Origin of the sequence: Bradyrhizobium sp. AZCC 1678 (assembly GCF_036924765.1) — a bacterium.
GTDB lineage: Bacteria > Pseudomonadota > Alphaproteobacteria > Rhizobiales > Xanthobacteraceae > Bradyrhizobium > Bradyrhizobium algeriense.
This window is the reverse complement of sequence record NZ_JAZHSE010000001.1, coordinates 234,644-249,411: the sequence shown is the minus strand read 5'-3', so window position 1 is coordinate 249,411 and position 14,768 is coordinate 234,644. Positions and strand designations below refer to the sequence as shown.

General features: G+C 61.9%; 15 protein-coding genes. 11 read left to right on the top strand and 4 right to left on the bottom strand.

What is annotated here, in order from left to right:
- Position 1: 1 nt before the first annotated feature.
- From V1294_RS01260 to V1294_RS01250, 3 genes are read left to right on the top strand one after another with little or no spacing between them, the layout of a single operon-like run.
- Positions 2–1,279: an aconitase X catalytic domain-containing protein gene (locus V1294_RS01260; protein WP_334494661.1), complete on the top strand. Its 1,278-nt coding sequence runs from the start codon at positions 2–4 to the stop codon at positions 1,277–1,279.
- On the top strand, positions 1,276–1,695 hold the full coding sequence (locus V1294_RS01255; protein WP_334486814.1) for an aconitase X swivel domain-containing protein: 420 nt from the start codon (positions 1,276–1,278) through the stop codon (positions 1,693–1,695). Before V1294_RS01260 ends, V1294_RS01255 begins: the two co-directional genes overlap by 4 nt.
- A 15-nt stretch (positions 1,696–1,710) precedes the next feature.
- Positions 1,711–2,787 (top strand): ABC transporter substrate-binding protein, encoded by a 1,077-nt coding sequence (locus V1294_RS01250; RefSeq protein ID WP_334494659.1) that lies wholly within the window; start codon positions 1,711–1,713, stop codon positions 2,785–2,787.
- Between the two features lie 202 nt (positions 2,788–2,989).
- On the opposite strand, the gene V1294_RS01245 is transcribed toward V1294_RS01250, so the two are convergent.
- Positions 2,990–3,493: a MarR family winged helix-turn-helix transcriptional regulator gene (locus V1294_RS01245; RefSeq protein WP_334494657.1), complete on the bottom strand. Its 504-nt coding sequence runs from the start codon at positions 3,491–3,493 to the stop codon at positions 2,990–2,992.
- Positions 3,494–3,682: 189 nt separating this feature from the next.
- Here V1294_RS01245 and V1294_RS01240 point away from each other — a divergent pair, with 189 nt between their 5' ends.
- The 6 genes from V1294_RS01240 to V1294_RS01215 are packed head-to-tail and all read left to right on the top strand — an operon-like array spanning position 3,683 to position 10,275.
- Positions 3,683–4,774: an amidohydrolase family protein gene (locus V1294_RS01240; RefSeq protein WP_334494655.1), complete on the top strand. Its 1,092-nt coding sequence runs from the start codon at positions 3,683–3,685 to the stop codon at positions 4,772–4,774.
- Entirely contained in the window at positions 4,771–5,874 is a 1,104-nt protein-coding gene (locus V1294_RS01235) for an amidohydrolase family protein (RefSeq protein WP_334486805.1), read from the top strand. The genes V1294_RS01240 and V1294_RS01235 overlap by 4 nt, the downstream gene beginning before the upstream one ends.
- Complete coding sequence (locus V1294_RS01230; protein ID WP_334494653.1) at positions 5,874–6,287, top strand: Rieske (2Fe-2S) protein; 414 nt, start codon at positions 5,874–5,876, stop codon at positions 6,285–6,287. The genes V1294_RS01235 and V1294_RS01230 overlap by 1 nt, the downstream gene beginning before the upstream one ends.
- Before the next feature lie 53 nt (positions 6,288–6,340).
- Entirely contained in the window at positions 6,341–7,363 is a 1,023-nt protein-coding gene (locus V1294_RS01225; protein ID WP_334494651.1) for an ABC transporter substrate-binding protein, read from the top strand.
- Positions 7,364–7,372: 9 nt separating this feature from the next.
- Positions 7,373–9,139: an ABC transporter permease gene (locus V1294_RS01220; RefSeq protein WP_334494649.1), complete on the top strand. Its 1,767-nt coding sequence runs from the start codon at positions 7,373–7,375 to the stop codon at positions 9,137–9,139.
- Between the two features lie 17 nt (positions 9,140–9,156).
- Positions 9,157–10,275: an ABC transporter ATP-binding protein gene (locus tag V1294_RS01215; protein WP_334494647.1), complete on the top strand. Its 1,119-nt coding sequence runs from the start codon at positions 9,157–9,159 to the stop codon at positions 10,273–10,275.
- Positions 10,276–10,314: 39 nt separating this feature from the next.
- Here the strand turns inward: V1294_RS01215 and V1294_RS01210 are convergent, their stop codons facing one another.
- Together V1294_RS01210 and V1294_RS01205 are read right to left on the bottom strand one after the other, a co-directional pair.
- Positions 10,315–10,443: a hypothetical protein gene (locus V1294_RS01210; protein WP_334494645.1), complete on the bottom strand. Its 129-nt coding sequence runs from the start codon at positions 10,441–10,443 to the stop codon at positions 10,315–10,317.
- A gap of 25 nt (positions 10,444–10,468) precedes the next feature.
- Complete coding sequence (locus V1294_RS01205) at positions 10,469–11,104, bottom strand: TetR/AcrR family transcriptional regulator (RefSeq protein ID WP_334486793.1); 636 nt, start codon at positions 11,102–11,104, stop codon at positions 10,469–10,471.
- A 213-nt stretch (positions 11,105–11,317) separates the two neighbouring features.
- Here V1294_RS01205 and V1294_RS01200 point away from each other — a divergent pair, with 213 nt between their 5' ends.
- Entirely contained in the window at positions 11,318–12,322 is a 1,005-nt protein-coding gene (locus V1294_RS01200) for an alpha/beta fold hydrolase (RefSeq protein WP_334486790.1), read from the top strand.
- Positions 12,319–13,725 carry an MATE family efflux transporter gene (locus V1294_RS01195; RefSeq protein ID WP_334486788.1) on the top strand — a complete coding sequence of 469 codons (1,407 nt, stop codon included), beginning with the start codon at positions 12,319–12,321 and terminating at the stop codon, positions 13,723–13,725. Before V1294_RS01200 ends, V1294_RS01195 begins: the two co-directional genes overlap by 4 nt.
- Positions 13,726–13,773: 48 nt before the next feature.
- On the opposite strand, the gene V1294_RS01190 is transcribed toward V1294_RS01195, so the two are convergent.
- Positions 13,774–14,736 (bottom strand): alpha/beta hydrolase, encoded by a 963-nt coding sequence (locus V1294_RS01190; RefSeq protein ID WP_334494643.1) that lies wholly within the window; start codon positions 14,734–14,736, stop codon positions 13,774–13,776.
- Positions 14,737–14,768: the final 32 nt, after the last annotated feature.

The following is a 14,768-nucleotide window of genomic DNA, read 5'->3' as shown; positions in this document are numbered from 1 at the left end:
CATGAAGCTTACCGATGTCGAGCAGAAGATGCTGGACGGCGCCGAGGGCGCGGCGGTCCAGAAGGCCATGGACCTGCTGGTCCGCTACGGCGAGGCGCTTGGCGCCGAGCGGCTGGTGGAGACCAACAATGTCTGCGGGACCTTTGTCGCTGCCGGACCGATGATTCGCGAGTTCGCCAGCCAGGGCAGCGATGCGATCTTCTCCGAGTTCAATCTGGACAGCACCGAACGCGTCGCGATGCCACCGGTGAAGGCTTACACCTGCCATCTCGTAATGGGCATCGACAGCGAACATCCCGAGATGCGTCAGGCCTCCGAAGACGCAATTCGCGTGCAAAAGGAAGGTGAGCAGTTCTTCGGCGCAAAGGGCGTCAACATGCTTTCAACCTGCACGCCCTATCAGGTCGGCAACGTACCGTTGATGGGCGAGCATTGTGCCTGGATGGAGTCCTCTGCAGTGATCTACTGCAACTCGGTGCTCGGCGCTCGCACCAACACCGAGGGACGCGAGAGCACGGGCGCCGCCAGCATTACCGGGCGCATTCCCTATTTCGGCCTCCATATTCCGGAGAACCGCGCGGCCAGCCACCTCATCGACGTTCAGATTCCCGTCGATGACATGATGGACTGGGGGCTGTTGGGCTACGCGATCGGCGAGATGGTCGAAGAGGATATTCCGGCATTTCGCGGCCTCGCGGCCCAGCCCAGTCAGATCAAGCTGAAGCATTTTGGCGCCGCCGCGGCCTCATCCGGTGGGGTCGAAATGTATCATATGCCGGGCGTCACGCCCGAGACGCGATCGGAGGAAGGTGCCTTCGGCGGTCGACCGCCGCGCGCTACCTGGGTTTACGGGCCGCACGAGCGACGCACGGCCTACGAAAAACTGAATTCGACGGCGAACTCGTCCGACGTCGATTTCATCATGCTTGGTTGTCCGCACAACTCCATCGAGCAGGTGTGGCAGGTCGCTCGCCTGCTGGAGGGCCGGCGAATCAGCCCCAATACATCGCTCTGGGTATTTACCCCGCGCGCCTTGAAGGAAGTCGCCGACCGCAGCGGCTATACCGATGTGATCAAGGCTGCCGGAGGACATGTCCTGAGTGACACCTGCCCGGCGATCTCGCGCATCATGCCGAAAGGCACCAGGGTCGTCGCGACCGACTCGGCGAAGCAGGCGCATTACCTCCCGGCCATCACTGGCGTTCAGGCCTGGTTCGGCTCGGTGGCGGATTGTGTCGAAGCGGCAGTCGCCGGACGCTGGACGGGAGGACTGCGATGACCGCGATCGTTCTGCACGGCCGCAAGGTGGTGGGCGGCATCTCGGAAGGCGAAGCCCTGGTGACCCGCGAGACCATTTCGGGATGGGGCGGCATCGATCCGCGCACCGGCAAGGTGGTCGAGACGAGGCATGAGCTATGCGGCGTCTCGTTCAAGGACAAGATCCTGGTGTTTCCAGGCGCCAAAGGTTCGTCCGGATGGTCGCAATATTTTCACCTGGCGCGACTCGCCGGTACTGCGCCAAAGGCCGTGCTCTACAACCGGACCACGACCAAGGTTGCGCTCGGCGCAGTGGTCATGCGGGTGCCGGCGCTGACTGACTTCGATCGCGACCCGCTGTCGATCATCGAGACCGGTGACTGGGTCAAGGTCGATGCCGATCGCGGCATCGTGGAGATCACCAAGAAGCGCGCTTAGGGGTTTGGGCCGGTCTTGCCGGTATCGCGCAGCAGTGCCTCCGGAAGAGGGTGTATCGCGCAAAGGAGGGGAGAAATGTTCAGAGTTGCCTTACATTTCACGACGACGGTCATCGCGTGTTTTGTGGCTGCGTCGGTGGCGTGGAGTCTGGAAGCCGACGACGCTGCCCTGGTCGCCGCTGCAAAAGGGGAAGGCAAGCTGACGCTCTACACCTCGTTCCTCGGCGCGCCATTTCACATGAGCGCGATCAAGAGCTTCGAGAAGAAATACGGCATTGCGGTCGAATTGTTGGACGTCAGGGCCAGCGAGCTCCGCGAGCGGTTGCGGACCGAACAGGCTGCCGGGCGTTTCATCGGCGACGTCGTCCAGACCGGTGCGGCGACCATGGTCCGCTCGCTGCGCGATGGCGAATTGCAGCCGCACGGCGGCATTCCAAATGCGCGACGTCTGTCGCCGCGGCAGCCGGCGACTGACGTTATAGTCCCAAGCTACATCCTCGCTTACGGCATTCTCGTCAACACCATGCAGGTCAAGCCTGCCGATGAGCCGCAAAGCTGGAAGGATTTGCTGGATCAACGTTGGAAAGGGAAAATCCAGTCCGATGACATGCGCGCGCTTGGTGGCGGGCAGGTGATGTTCTCGGTGCTCGAGGACGCGTTCGGACGCGACTATCACGAGAAACTCGCCGCCCAGCAACCGATCTTCAGTCGCGATGTCGGCAACGACGAGCGGCGGGTGGCGCGCGGGGAGTATCCATTGCGTGTGCCCCAGCTGTTCTCCAACATGGCCATGCTCAAGGGCTTGCCAGTCAAATTCGTGCTCCCCCAAGAGGGGGTTCCCTATATCCGCTTCGATATGGCGCTGTTGAGAAACGCTCCACACCGCAACGCAGCGCGGCTGTTCATCAACCACTATTTGAGCGACGAGGTGCAGCTGATCTATGCGAACGCCGGCCTGATCCCGGTCGTCGACAAGCTTGACGGGCCGGTGAAGGAAGAAATGAAGACGATGACCAATGCGAAATTACTCGGCACCACCGACGTCGACACTCAGGATGCGATGATGGCGCTGGCAAAGGACATCTACAAGTAACGCCAGCAACAGCGGCCTCGCGGATCGGAAGTATGGGCTGCACGTATCACGTCATCACGCCGGTCGCGTTCAGCGGGGCTCTCCGTTGATCGGTAAGTCAGTCCTCATAGACGCAAGAGAAAAGCAGGGACCATGAAGATTGTGATGGCGTCCATCATTGTTGCGGCCCCGACGCTGTCGATCCCTGCGACGCAGCGGTGCTCTAGTGATCCCAGTCCGCGCCATCCAGCGCCTGTGACAATTGGTGCAGAAGGGCGTTCAAGCGGTCTTTGTCGGCGGCGGCAAAATCCTTGAACAGGCGCGCTTCCCGCTCGCGTGAGACCTGTGCCAGCTTTGCCGTGAACTTGCGTCCCTCCGCCGTCAATTTTGCAATCGCGGCCCGACCGCGGGATCGGGTCTGTTCAACTGAAACGAGCTTCCGCTCCTGGAGAAGTGCAAGGCTACGACTCGCGGCCGCCTTGTCGACATCGGCAGCGTCGGACAGCTCGCTCACATTGAGAGATTCGATGCTGTTGAGCGTCATCAGCAGGCGCCATTCCACAGTGCTGATGTTCCAGGCGGCGCGGTAGTACGCCATGGCACCTCGGCTCAGGCGCATGCCGATCGTGGACATAAGTACCGCGACGTGGTCGCGCGCCAGCATCCCGGCGACACGCGAGCGGCCGGGCGCAATCTCCCTAACCGGAAATCCCTTGCTCGGGGGCATACCTGGTCTCCTGAAAAGTCCGATCCCTGCGAGAAGAAGGTCTATTCGGTTCGCATTGATTCAGATCAAATGTTTCTTGACAGATCATTTATTGATTGATCAACATAAAGGCAATCTCCGAACTGCCAATAACAATGCCCTGGAGAGTGCATGGTAGGAAATCGCCTCGACGCGTCCCCCGGACGTGTCATGACATATGCCGGTGCGATTGACTGCGATCTTCATTCCGCCGTGCCCGGGATGGGCGCGCTCATGCCCTATCTCGACGACTATTGGCGCGAGATGGTCTCGGTGCGTGCACTCGACCGTCTGAACCTGAGCCTCACCAGCTATCCCCAGAACACGCCGCTGTCATGCCGTCCCGACTGGGCGCTCGATCAGGGAAGAAAGCCAGGGTCGTCGCTCGAAGCGATGCAAGCGCATGTCCTGAATCCCTTTCGGTCGCGCTACGGCATTCTCAACTGCCTGTACGGAGCCCAGGTCTTTCACAGCGAGGACATGGCTGCTGCATTCTGCCGAGCCACCAACGACTGGATTTGCGATGAATGGCTCAATCGCGATTCGCGATTGCGCGCTTCCATCACGATCGCGGCCCACAACACCGACCTTGCGGTCGCGGAAATCGAGCGGCGCGCCGGCGACCTCCGTTTTGTACAGGTGCTGATGCTGGCGTCCGGGGAAGTAACGCTCGGCCGGCGGCAGCTCTGGCCGATCTACCGGCTGGCGGAGCGCCTGGGGCTCGCTATCGGCATTCACGCGGGTAGCGCTTACCGCTATGCGCCGACCGCCGCAGGCTGGTCTTCCTATTATGTCGAAGACTACATCGCTCAGTCCTGCGCCTTCGAAAGTCAGTTGCAAAGCATGATTTCCGAGGGCGTGTTCGCGAAGTTTCCGAACCTGAAGGTCGTTGCGATCGAGTCCGGCCTGACATGGCTTAGCGGATTTATCTGGCGTGCGGACAAGACGTGGAAGGGCGTGCGAGCGGAAGTTCCGTGGGTGACTCGTGCGCCATCGGAAATCATTCGCAACCACGTCCGCTTTACGGTGCAGCCGATCGATGCGGCGGACGAAAGGGACGCGATCCTGCGGCTGACCGATCATCTGAAGTCAGATGAGCTGTTCCTGTTTTCGACGGACTATCCACACTGGCAGTTCGACGGCGATGCCGCGTTGCCGGACGGGCTGCCCGTTCCATTATTTCGCAAGATCCTTTGCGAAAACGCGCTCGCTACCTATCCCCGTTTGGCCAAGGCCGATCATGCTCTGGAGCTTGCCGAATGAGCACCATCGAGATGGAGCGCAGTCCACCCGCCAAATACCGGTTGCGGGTGATCGATTGCGATATTCACCCCGCGATGACATCATGGACCGAGGTTCATCCCTATTTGGAGAAGCGGTGGATCGAACATCTTTCCGTCTATGGCAGTCATCTGCGTCACGCCTTTTCCGAAGCGCTGTCGCATCCGCGCATGTCGCCGGACGCGGCGAGGATCGACGCCTATCCCGACGAAGGCGGCCCTCCCGGATCGAGCCTTGAACTGATGAGGAAACAGCATCTCGATCCGAACGGGGTTCAGGTTGGAATGCTGATACCGCTGCGCTGGAATCCGGGCAGCCAGAGGAATCTTGATTTCGGCGCGGCGCTCACACGGGCGATGAACACATGGCAGGTGGAGCGCTGGGTGAAACAGGAGGCTCGGCTGCGGGCCTCGGTCCTTGTCGCGCAGGAAGACACCGAAGCCGCTGTAGCGGAAATCGATGCGCGGGGAGGCGATCCGAACTTTACGCAGATTCTGATCCTTCCGCGAACCGACGAGCCTCTCGGACGCCGTCGCTACTGGCCGATCTATGAAGCGGCGGTGCGTAACAATCTGCCGATCACGATTCATGTCGGTGGCACCAATGGTCACCCGTCCACCGGCGGCGGCTGGCCGTCCTACTACATGGAGGAACATCACGCCGTCGCACAGACCATGCAAGCGGTCCTGACCAGCCTGGTATTCGAGGGCGTCTTCGAGCGATTTCCGAAGCTGCGCGTCGTCATCATGGAGGGCGGGTTGGGCTGGATTCCGTCGCTGAGCGCGCGGATGGACAAGCACTGGTCCCGCTTGCGCAGCGAGGTGCCGCATTTGAAGCGGCCGCCCTCGGAATATGTTCGCGAGAACGTGTGGTTCAGCACGCAGCCGATGGAGGAGCCGGGAAGCGCTGCCGAACTGATCGACCTGTTTGATCGGATCGGCTGGGACCGCCTGCTGTTCTCGACGGATTATCCTCATTGGGATTTCGACGATCCGCGCTACGCCTTCAAAGCCAACCTCAGCGAGGCACAACGCGATCAGCTCCTTTACGCCAACTCAAGCAAATTCTACGGGCTGGGGTGATGGCGCGGCATATCGTTGCAACCGTCGATGAGATAGCGCCGGGCCAGCGCAGAGTGGTGAGTGTGAACGGTCGCGAAATCGGCATCTTCAATGTCGACGGAGAATATTTCGCCGTCGGCAACCGCTGCCCTCATGAGGGGGCGTCGCTGTGCAAAGGACGCGTCGTCGGCCTCGTCGAAGCCAGCGAGCCGGGCGCCTATCGGTACAGCCGGCGGGGCGAACTCATTCGTTGTCCCTGGCATGGCTGGGAATTCGATCTGAGAACAGGGAGGTCATGGTGCGAACCCGATCGCACCAAGGTGCGGAGCTACGAACTGAAGGTGGAACCGGGTGGGGCGCTCGTCGAAGGGGAGCTTCGGGCCGAGACGTTCCCGGTCTCGATCGAAAAGCAATATATCGTGGTCGAAGTCTAGGCTGATCGCACCGGTAGTTGACAAAAAAGATGACAATCCGAGGGAGGAGTGAAGTGTTGGTCAAGCCAGGGATAGCCAAAGCTGCGTTGGTCGCTTGCCTTGCCGCTCTCGTCGTGCCCGCGCACGCTGAAGACGCGTCGTGGGATGCGGTCGTCAGTGCCGCAAAGAAGGAAGGCAAGGTCGTCGTCTACAATATGACGCTTGGCGCGCCGTACTTTAAGGAGGTTTTGAAGTCATTCGAGACGAAGTACGGAATCTCTGTCGAGAGCCTTGATCTGCGCGCGAGCGAACTCGCCGAGCGCATCCGGACCGAACAGGCAGCCGGCCGTTATTTGGGCGATGCCGAAATGATCTCCTCGACGATGATCGAGGAGCAGCTCAAGAACGGCGATTTCATCCAGAAGCTGCCGCCGATCCCGAACACCGCCAACCTGCGGCCTCCGTTCAAGGCCGACGAGCACAGCGTACCCGCTTTCGTCCAACCCATGGGTATTCTGATCAATACCAGGCTGGTCAAAGATGAGGACGTTCCCAGGAGCTGGGACGATCTCACCAGTCCAAAGTGGAAGGGCAAGATCCTGTCCGACGACATGCGACCGCTCGGCAGCGGTAACGCGATGTTTTCGATTCTGCAGAAGAGCATGGACGCCGACTTCAACGCGAAGTTGGCCGAACAAAAGCCGGTTTTCAGCCGCGACATGCGCAATGACGCCCGCCGCGTGGCTCGCGGGGAATACCCGATCTACATCCCGCAGATTTTCGCTTTTGCATCGGATCTCAAGGGGCTCCCGGTCAAGATCGTTATCCCCAAGGAAGGGGCGCCTTACGCCCGGATGGACCTCGCGGTCTTGAAGAATGCGCCGCACCCGAACGCAGCCCGGTTGTTTATCCAGCATTTTCTCAGCGTCGATTCGCAGTTGATCTACGCCAATGCGTGGATGCTGCCCGTGGTAGCCGGCGCCGCCGAACGTGCCGATCCCGAGGCGCAGCCGTTCGTGAACGCCAAACTGATTGGTCCCGCGACACTGTCCGAACGGCCTTCGATGATGGGGCTGGCGAAAAAGCTCTATCCCTGAATCCATGGCATGAGCATTTCAGCGGAAGATCGAGCGGACAATCTCAGGGCAATGCCCGCGACGCCGGGCCTGTCCTGGATTGGGCGACTGCTGCAGACGACCTCGGCAGGGCGAGTCGTTGCCGTCACCTTTCTTGTGGTGCTTCTGACCTTTCTCTCCGTCTATCCGCTGTCGATGCTGCTTTACGGGAGCCTGCATTCGACTCCGCCCGGCATGGCGGGCACGTTCAATCTGGATGGCTATCTCCAGATCCTCACGCAGCAGAACGCGGTGACGCTGCTCAATACCGTCGGCATAGCGTTCGCCAAGACCATCCCCTCGCTCGTGCTGGCCGTTCTATTGGCCTGGATTCTTGCGCGGACCGACACACCAATGCGCGGCACGCTGGAGGCGCTCATCACGCTGCCGTTCTTCATCCCGCCGATTCTCACCGCGATGGCGTGGGGCATGCTCGGCAATCCTCAGGTCGGCTTGCTCAACCAAGTCTACCAATGGGTAACAGGATCGAATACCGCGCCGATTAACGTCTACTCGTATGGTGGCGTGGTCTGGCACATGATGCAGTATTCCGTGCCATTTCTCTTCCTGCTCATCGTCGATGCGTTCCGTGCGATGGATCAGAGCCTCGAGGAGGCGGCGCGGATGTGTGGCGCGTCGCGACTGCGGACGTTCTGCACCGTGACGCTGCAACTCATGTTGCCGGCGCTCACCGGAGCTGCGATCCTGAGCTTCATTCGCGGAATCGAGAATTTCGAATCCCCGCTGTTTTTTGGGACGCCGGCCGGCATCCGGGTCATTACCACGGATATCTACGACTCGATCAATCAGAGATCGCCGCCGGAATACCAGTATGCAACCGCCGTCAGCTTCGTCATCATGGCGCTATTGTTCCTGATCGTGCTGCTGCAATGGCGCATTTTGCGCGGCCGCAGCTTCCAGACCGTGACCGGCAAGGGCTATTCGCCGACAGTCATGAAGCTGGGAAAATGGCGATGGGTCACCTTCGCTTTCTGCCTTCTGTTCTTCTTCGTAACCGTCATTCTGCCGGTAGGACAGCTCCTGATCGGATCCTTCTTCAAGTTCTTCGGCTTCTATCAGCAGGACATGCTGACGCTCGAACATTACAGGGCGGTCTTCGGCAGCGGCGACTTCTGGCGAGGTTTCAGCAACACGATGCTGCTGGGCTTTGTCGGAGCCACTTTGACCATGCTGCTCGGTGGGGCGGTCGCTTACATCTCCGTTCGCACCAAGTGGCGCGGGCGCCGTCTCATTGACGCAATGGCCTGGTTGCCGTGGATGATGCCGGGCATTGTTCTTGGCGTCGGCTTTCTGTGGGGCTTTGCGCTGCTGCCTCATGCGATCCCGATCTACGGCACGATCTGGGCGCTATTGCTGGCCTATATCTCCCTGGGGACGCCACTCTCCGTGCGGATCATGTCCAGCGCCTATGCCCAGCTCTCGTTCGATCTCGAGGAGTGCTCCCGCGTGCACGGCGGGAGCTGGCTGCAGACGATGGGGCGCATCGTGATTGCGCTGGCCTGGCCGTCCTTCGCGGTCGGCTGGGTCTTGTTGTTTTTCGGGATCATGCGCGAGCTCAGTGCCTCCGTCCTGCTGTATTCCGTCGGTTCGGAAGTGCTGTCCGTCGTGCTGCTGAAGCTCTGGGCCAACGGCAATGCCGAACAGGTCAGCGTGATCGGGCTGATCATGATGGGCATGGTGATCCTGTTCAGATGGGTTCAGCTCAAGGTCATCAAGAGCCGCATCAATGCCTTGTGAACGAATCGGGTAACGTCATGTCGAATGTCATTCTCGAGAAGGTTAGCCGGAATTTCGGTCAGTTCGTCGCGGTCGACGGTGTCGATCTCCGCGTGAACGAGGGTGAATTCGTCACGTTGCTCGGCCCCTCGGGGTGCGGCAAGACGACGACGCTGCGCATGGTGGCGGGGCTCGAGCAGAACACCGGGGGGCGCATCAGCATCGGCAATGAAATCGTCAGCGACGCGGCGCGCGGCATTTTCGTCCCATCGGAGCGCCGCAGGCTCGGAATGGTATTCCAGTCCTATGCCATCTGGCCCCATATGACGGTCTTCGACAACGTCGCCTATCCGCTGCGGGTTCGTCGCCGGCCGGCTGCCGAAATCCTCGACCGCGTCACAAAGGCACTACAGCTCGTCGAGATGGAAGGGTTCGCCCAGCGGCCAGCGCCCGCGCTCTCAGGCGGGCAGCAGCAGCGGGTCGCAATCGCACGGGCGCTTGTGTTCGAGCCGACGGTGCTGTTGCTTGATGAGCCCCTGAGCAATCTCGATGCCAAGCTGCGCTTGCAGATGGGCGACGAATTTCGCTCAATACAGAAACGGTTGGGCATGACGAGCCTCTACGTCACGCATGACCAGTCTGAAGCGATGGCGCTATCGGATCGCGTGGTCGTGATGGACCGAGGCAGAATTCAGCAGATCGGAGCACCCGAAGACATCTACCGATACCCCGCTAACCGGATCGTGGCGGCCTTCTTCGGGACGCCGAATCTGCTCGAGGCCAGCGTCGAGTCGTGTGCGCGCGTGGACGAGCGTCGCTTTCGGCTGGAGGTCGTTGGGCGGGGATGGCGAGGGCCGTGCGAGGCGGCAAGCGAGGTACAGCCGGGCCAGGCTGTCACGGTCATGGCGCGCCCGGAGGACGCTCGCCTCGCTCCGGCCGGCTCCAAAGCCGGCGCAGATGAGCTGACTTGGTCGGGACGAATCGCGCACACAATCTTCCGCGGGCCGATCAGGTCGATCGTCGTGCAAACTGACGATGGTCGTCTGAACGTCGACGCGCCGCCGTTTGGCATTCACGAGGTTGGGGACAATGTGACTGTCGTGGTTCCGCAGCGGGCCGCCTGGGCGGTGGTCGAAAAAGCGGAGAGGGCGCAATAGATCCTTCGCAGCAGACAATCACCGGCGCCGTCGCCAGTCTCAGCCGTAGATTTGCTTGGCGAGTTCGAGCATTTGGTTCATGCGTTCCGGATCGGTCGTCCCGAGCAGCTTGCTTTTTTGAAGCTCAGCGATCTCAGGATCGGCTTCGGGAAAGGCTTCGGTCGTCACGGGCAAAAGCCAACTACGGCCGCCCCTAACCCGGCTCCGGATAGATTTGCAGGAATGCCATCGTTGTGTCCCGCGCCCGTCGCGCGATTTCGCGGGCGCTCGGACGATCGGCCACCTGAAGCAACAGGCTGGTCATCAGGTCGCCCGAGAGCAACCCCAAGAATTTTTCGGTCATCGTGTCGGGATCGCCAATGACAAGCCCGGCTGATTTGGCATTCGCCATGATCGCGCGCAATGCATCGCGCGTGGGCTTGCGCGCGATCGTTTCCAGCGCTTGCGCGACCTTTGGCGCGTGCACGGTTTCGGATATTGCCAGGCGAAATACCGCGACGACGACCGGATCGGTCGATTCCGTCAGAAGCCTTGTTCCAAAGGCGGTAAGCACCTCGGCCAGAATTTTCCTGTCGCGCAGTTCGGGGAGATCGGCCGGTGCTTTCAACCGTTGGGCGCGCTCGGTGATGCAGGCGACGAGCATCGCTTCCTTGTTGCCGAACAGCGCGTAAAGCTCGCGTTTCGAAACGCGCGCGCGCGTCGCTATCTCCAGCGTGCTGGTCTGCGCATAGCCGCCCTCCATGAACGCCGAAAGGGCCGCGCCGAGAATCCGCTTCCGAACCTCGGTCCCGCCGGGTTCCTCCTCACGCGCCTTCATCCTTGGACTCATCGCCTGATTTTCCGCTTGACTTGGTACCAATCAGTACCGTATTTCGATTTATCCGGTACCGGATCGTACCAAACTGAAACCGGATGTAAAGGATGGGAGATCATGAACAGACGCCAACTATTGGCTGCTGCGCTGGCGCCGCTTGCATGGCGAGCTGCCCCTGACGCGCTCTCATCAAAGGCATTTGCGGCAACTTCGGAGCGGGATGGAAAGATGAGCAAGACAACGCAACGCATCATCGAATGCAACGGAATCCGCATCAACATCGCCGAGCAGGGCGAGGGACCGCTGGTGCTGCTGGCGCACGGTTTTCCTGAATCCTGGTTCTCGTGGCGGCATCAGATCGACGCGCTTGCTGCCGCCGGCTTCCGCGTTGTCGCTCCCGACATGCGCGGCTACGGCAAGAGCGATGCGCCGCAGGCAATCGACCAGTACACGATCCTGCATCTTGTCGGCGACATGGTCGGCATTCTCGATGCGCTGGGCGCGGCGACCGCGGTCATCGTCGGGCATGATTGGGGCGCCAGCGTCGCCTGGCAGGCGGCGCTCATGCGGCCCGACCGTTTCAGCGCGGTCGCAGCGCTCAGCGTGCCGTTCCGGCCGCGCAGCAAGGCGCCGCCGACAAGCCTGATGCCCCGTAACGAGAATGCGCAATTCTATCAGCTCTATTTCCAGGAGCCGGGGCCGGCGGAGGCGGAACTCGGGCGCGATCCAAGCGCGACCATTCGCAACATGCTGTTCGGAGCGTCCGGCGATGGCGTCGCCGCGGCGCGTGCGGCCATCGCTGCCGGCGGGCCCGCGCCTAACCTTGGCATGGTGCCGAGGGGCGGCGGCTTTCTGCAAGGCCCCGGCGCCCCCGAAACCCTGCCGTCATGGATCAGCGAAAGCGACATCGACTTTTACGGCGAGGAATTCAAGCGCAGCGGCTTCCGCGGCGCGCTCAACTACTACCGGAACATCGATCGCAACTGGGAAATCACGGGCGCGATGGCCGGCCTGCAGGTATCTGTGCCGGCGCTCTACGTCGCGGGCGATCGCGACTTTGTGGTGTCCTTCCCCGGCATGGACCAGTTGCTCGCAAACCTGAAGACCTTCGTTCCCGGCTTGCGCAAGATCCAGATGCTCCCCGGCTGCGGACACTGGACCCAGCAGGAGCGGCCGAACGAAGTCAGTGCCGCGCTCGTCGAATTCATTCGAGCGCTGCCGAGCCGCTCATGACGACGCTGACATCCCAATCCTCGTCGCCGGGAAATCAAGCGACCACGATCAAACAGAGCGCGATGCTCGGCGGCCCGATCCTGCCCACGCTCCTGAAGCTCGCGTTGCCGACCGTCGTGGTGCTGGTCGTGCAAACACTAGTCGGGGTGGCGGAGACCTATTTCGTCAGCTTTCTCGGAACGGAGGCCTTGGCCGGGGTCAGCCTGGTGTTTCCCGTATTCATGCTGATGCAGATGATGTCGAACGGCGGCATCGGCGGCGGCGTCGCATCGTCGATCGCGCGCGCGATGGGCGCAGGCAAAGTGGCGGAGGCCGAGGCGCTCGCGCTGAACGCCCTGGCTCTTGCTATTGTCTTCGGGGTGATCTTTGCCGGCGCCGAATGGCTGTTTGGCGAGGCTGTTTACGGCTTGCTCGGTGGCCGGGCGGGAGCCCTCGGCGCGGCCCTCGCATATGGCCACGTCATCTTTTCCGGGGCGGTCTTTGTCTGGATCGTCAGCCTGCTGGCGGCGGCCCTTCGCGGCGCGGGCAACACGGTCGCGCCGGCGGCCGTCATTCTGCTGGGCGTGTTCGTGCTGCTTCCGCTTTCGCCGGCGCTGATTTTCGGCTGGGGCCCTTTCCCCCGACTGGGAGTTATGGGAGCCGGGCTCGCTGTCGTCTTCTATTATCTCGTCGCCGCGATTGTGTTGATCGCCTACATGCGTTCGGCCAGAACCTCGTTGCATTTACCCTTCGACGCGCGGCTCATCAAGAGGCGGCTGCTCGGCGATATCCTTCGCGTCGGCGGATTGTCAGCCATCGGCACCATTCAGGCCAATTTGACGGTGGTGCTGGTCACGGGCGCGGTGGGGCTGTTCGGCACGGACGCCATCGCAGGATACGGAATCGCTTCGCGACTCGATTACATCCAGATTCCGCTGCTGTTCGCGCTTGGCAGCGCGGCGCTCACCATGGTCGGAGTGAATATCGGGGCCGGCCAGGTCACGAGGGCGGAACGCATCGCGTGGGTTGCCGCGTTTTTCGCGGCCGGTGTCACCGGGATCCTCGGGCTTTTCATGGCACTGTTTCCCCACGCCTGGCTGACGATGTTCAGCACCAATGCCGAGGTTCTTGCCGCCGGCTCGCTCTATTTTCGTACCGTGGCGCCGTTCTACGGAATATCAGGTCTCGGGATGCTGCTGTATTTCGCGGGTCAGGGCGCGGGCCGCGTGATGTGGCCGGTTCTCGGTGGGACCGTTCGGCTGTTCATCGCGGCCGGCATCGGCTGGATCATTGTCGTCGATCTCAGCGGTGGATTGCGGGAGCTGTTCATGGCAGGCGCCGCCGGCTCGATCGTTTCCGCCGCCATTGTCGCAGGCGCCCTTTGGCTTCGCGGCTGGAGCCCGGCCGGGCAGGTTTCGAAATAGTTTTCGGCATGCGTCAGCTTCGCTTGCTGCGGCTCGCGATGTCGCAGCCTACGCGCCCTTTTCCAGCAGCGCCCTGAAATCCGCCCGCGCGCGTTGCGCTTCGCGCTTTGCAGTTTCCGACGCCTCGCCGAGGCCGAAATAACCGTGGATGAGGCCTGGGCCGTCGTAATAGCTGGTCGGAACGCCGGCGGCGGCAAGCGCGTCGGCGTAGGCCTTGCCCTCGTCGCGGAGCGGATCGAACCAGGCGGTCGCGACGATCGCCGGTGCTACGCCAGCGAGGTCTTTGGCGCGTAGCGGCGATACGCGCCAATCAGTGCCATGGGTCTTGTCGGCGAGATAATGGCCGCAAAACCATTCCATGGTGGCGCGGGTCAGGAAATAACCTTCCGCGTTCTCGCTGCGCGAGGGAAAGCGCGCGTTTTCTTTGGCATCCGCGAAATTGCCGAAGACGTCGGTGACGGGATAGACCAGCAGTTGCGCCGTCAGTCTTATGCCGGCGTCGCGGCAGGCGATCGCGGTGGTGGCCGCCAGATTGCCGCCGGCGCTGTCGCCGGCCACGCCGACGCGCTTCTCATCGCCGCCGAATTCGGCGATGCGGACGATGATGTCCTTTGTCGCCGCAAAGGCATCCTCGAAGGCGCCGGGAAAGCGCACTTCGGGCGGGCGGCGATAGTCAACCGAGACGACGACCGCGCCGGTCTCGATCGCAAGCCAGCGCGCCTGCCGGTCATGGGTGTCGAGATCGCCGGCGACCCAGCCGCCGCCGTGGAAGAACACCACCGTCGGCGATTTCTCGCTCGCGTTCCGGTAGGCCCGCGCGTTCAGGAAGCCGGCGGCGCCTTTCACCTTGACGTCTTCCGCGCTCATCACCGGTGGTGGCGGGACGGCCGCGCGCGAAGCCGCCAGCGCGCGTAGTGCCTCGCGCGCGCTCTGCGGCGTCATCGTCGTGGCATCGCGCAGCGGCAGCAGCGGAATGATCTGGGCGACGACGGGATCGAGCGGCGTGATCATGCGGGGTGCCTCATTCCGGAACAAGATGGCAG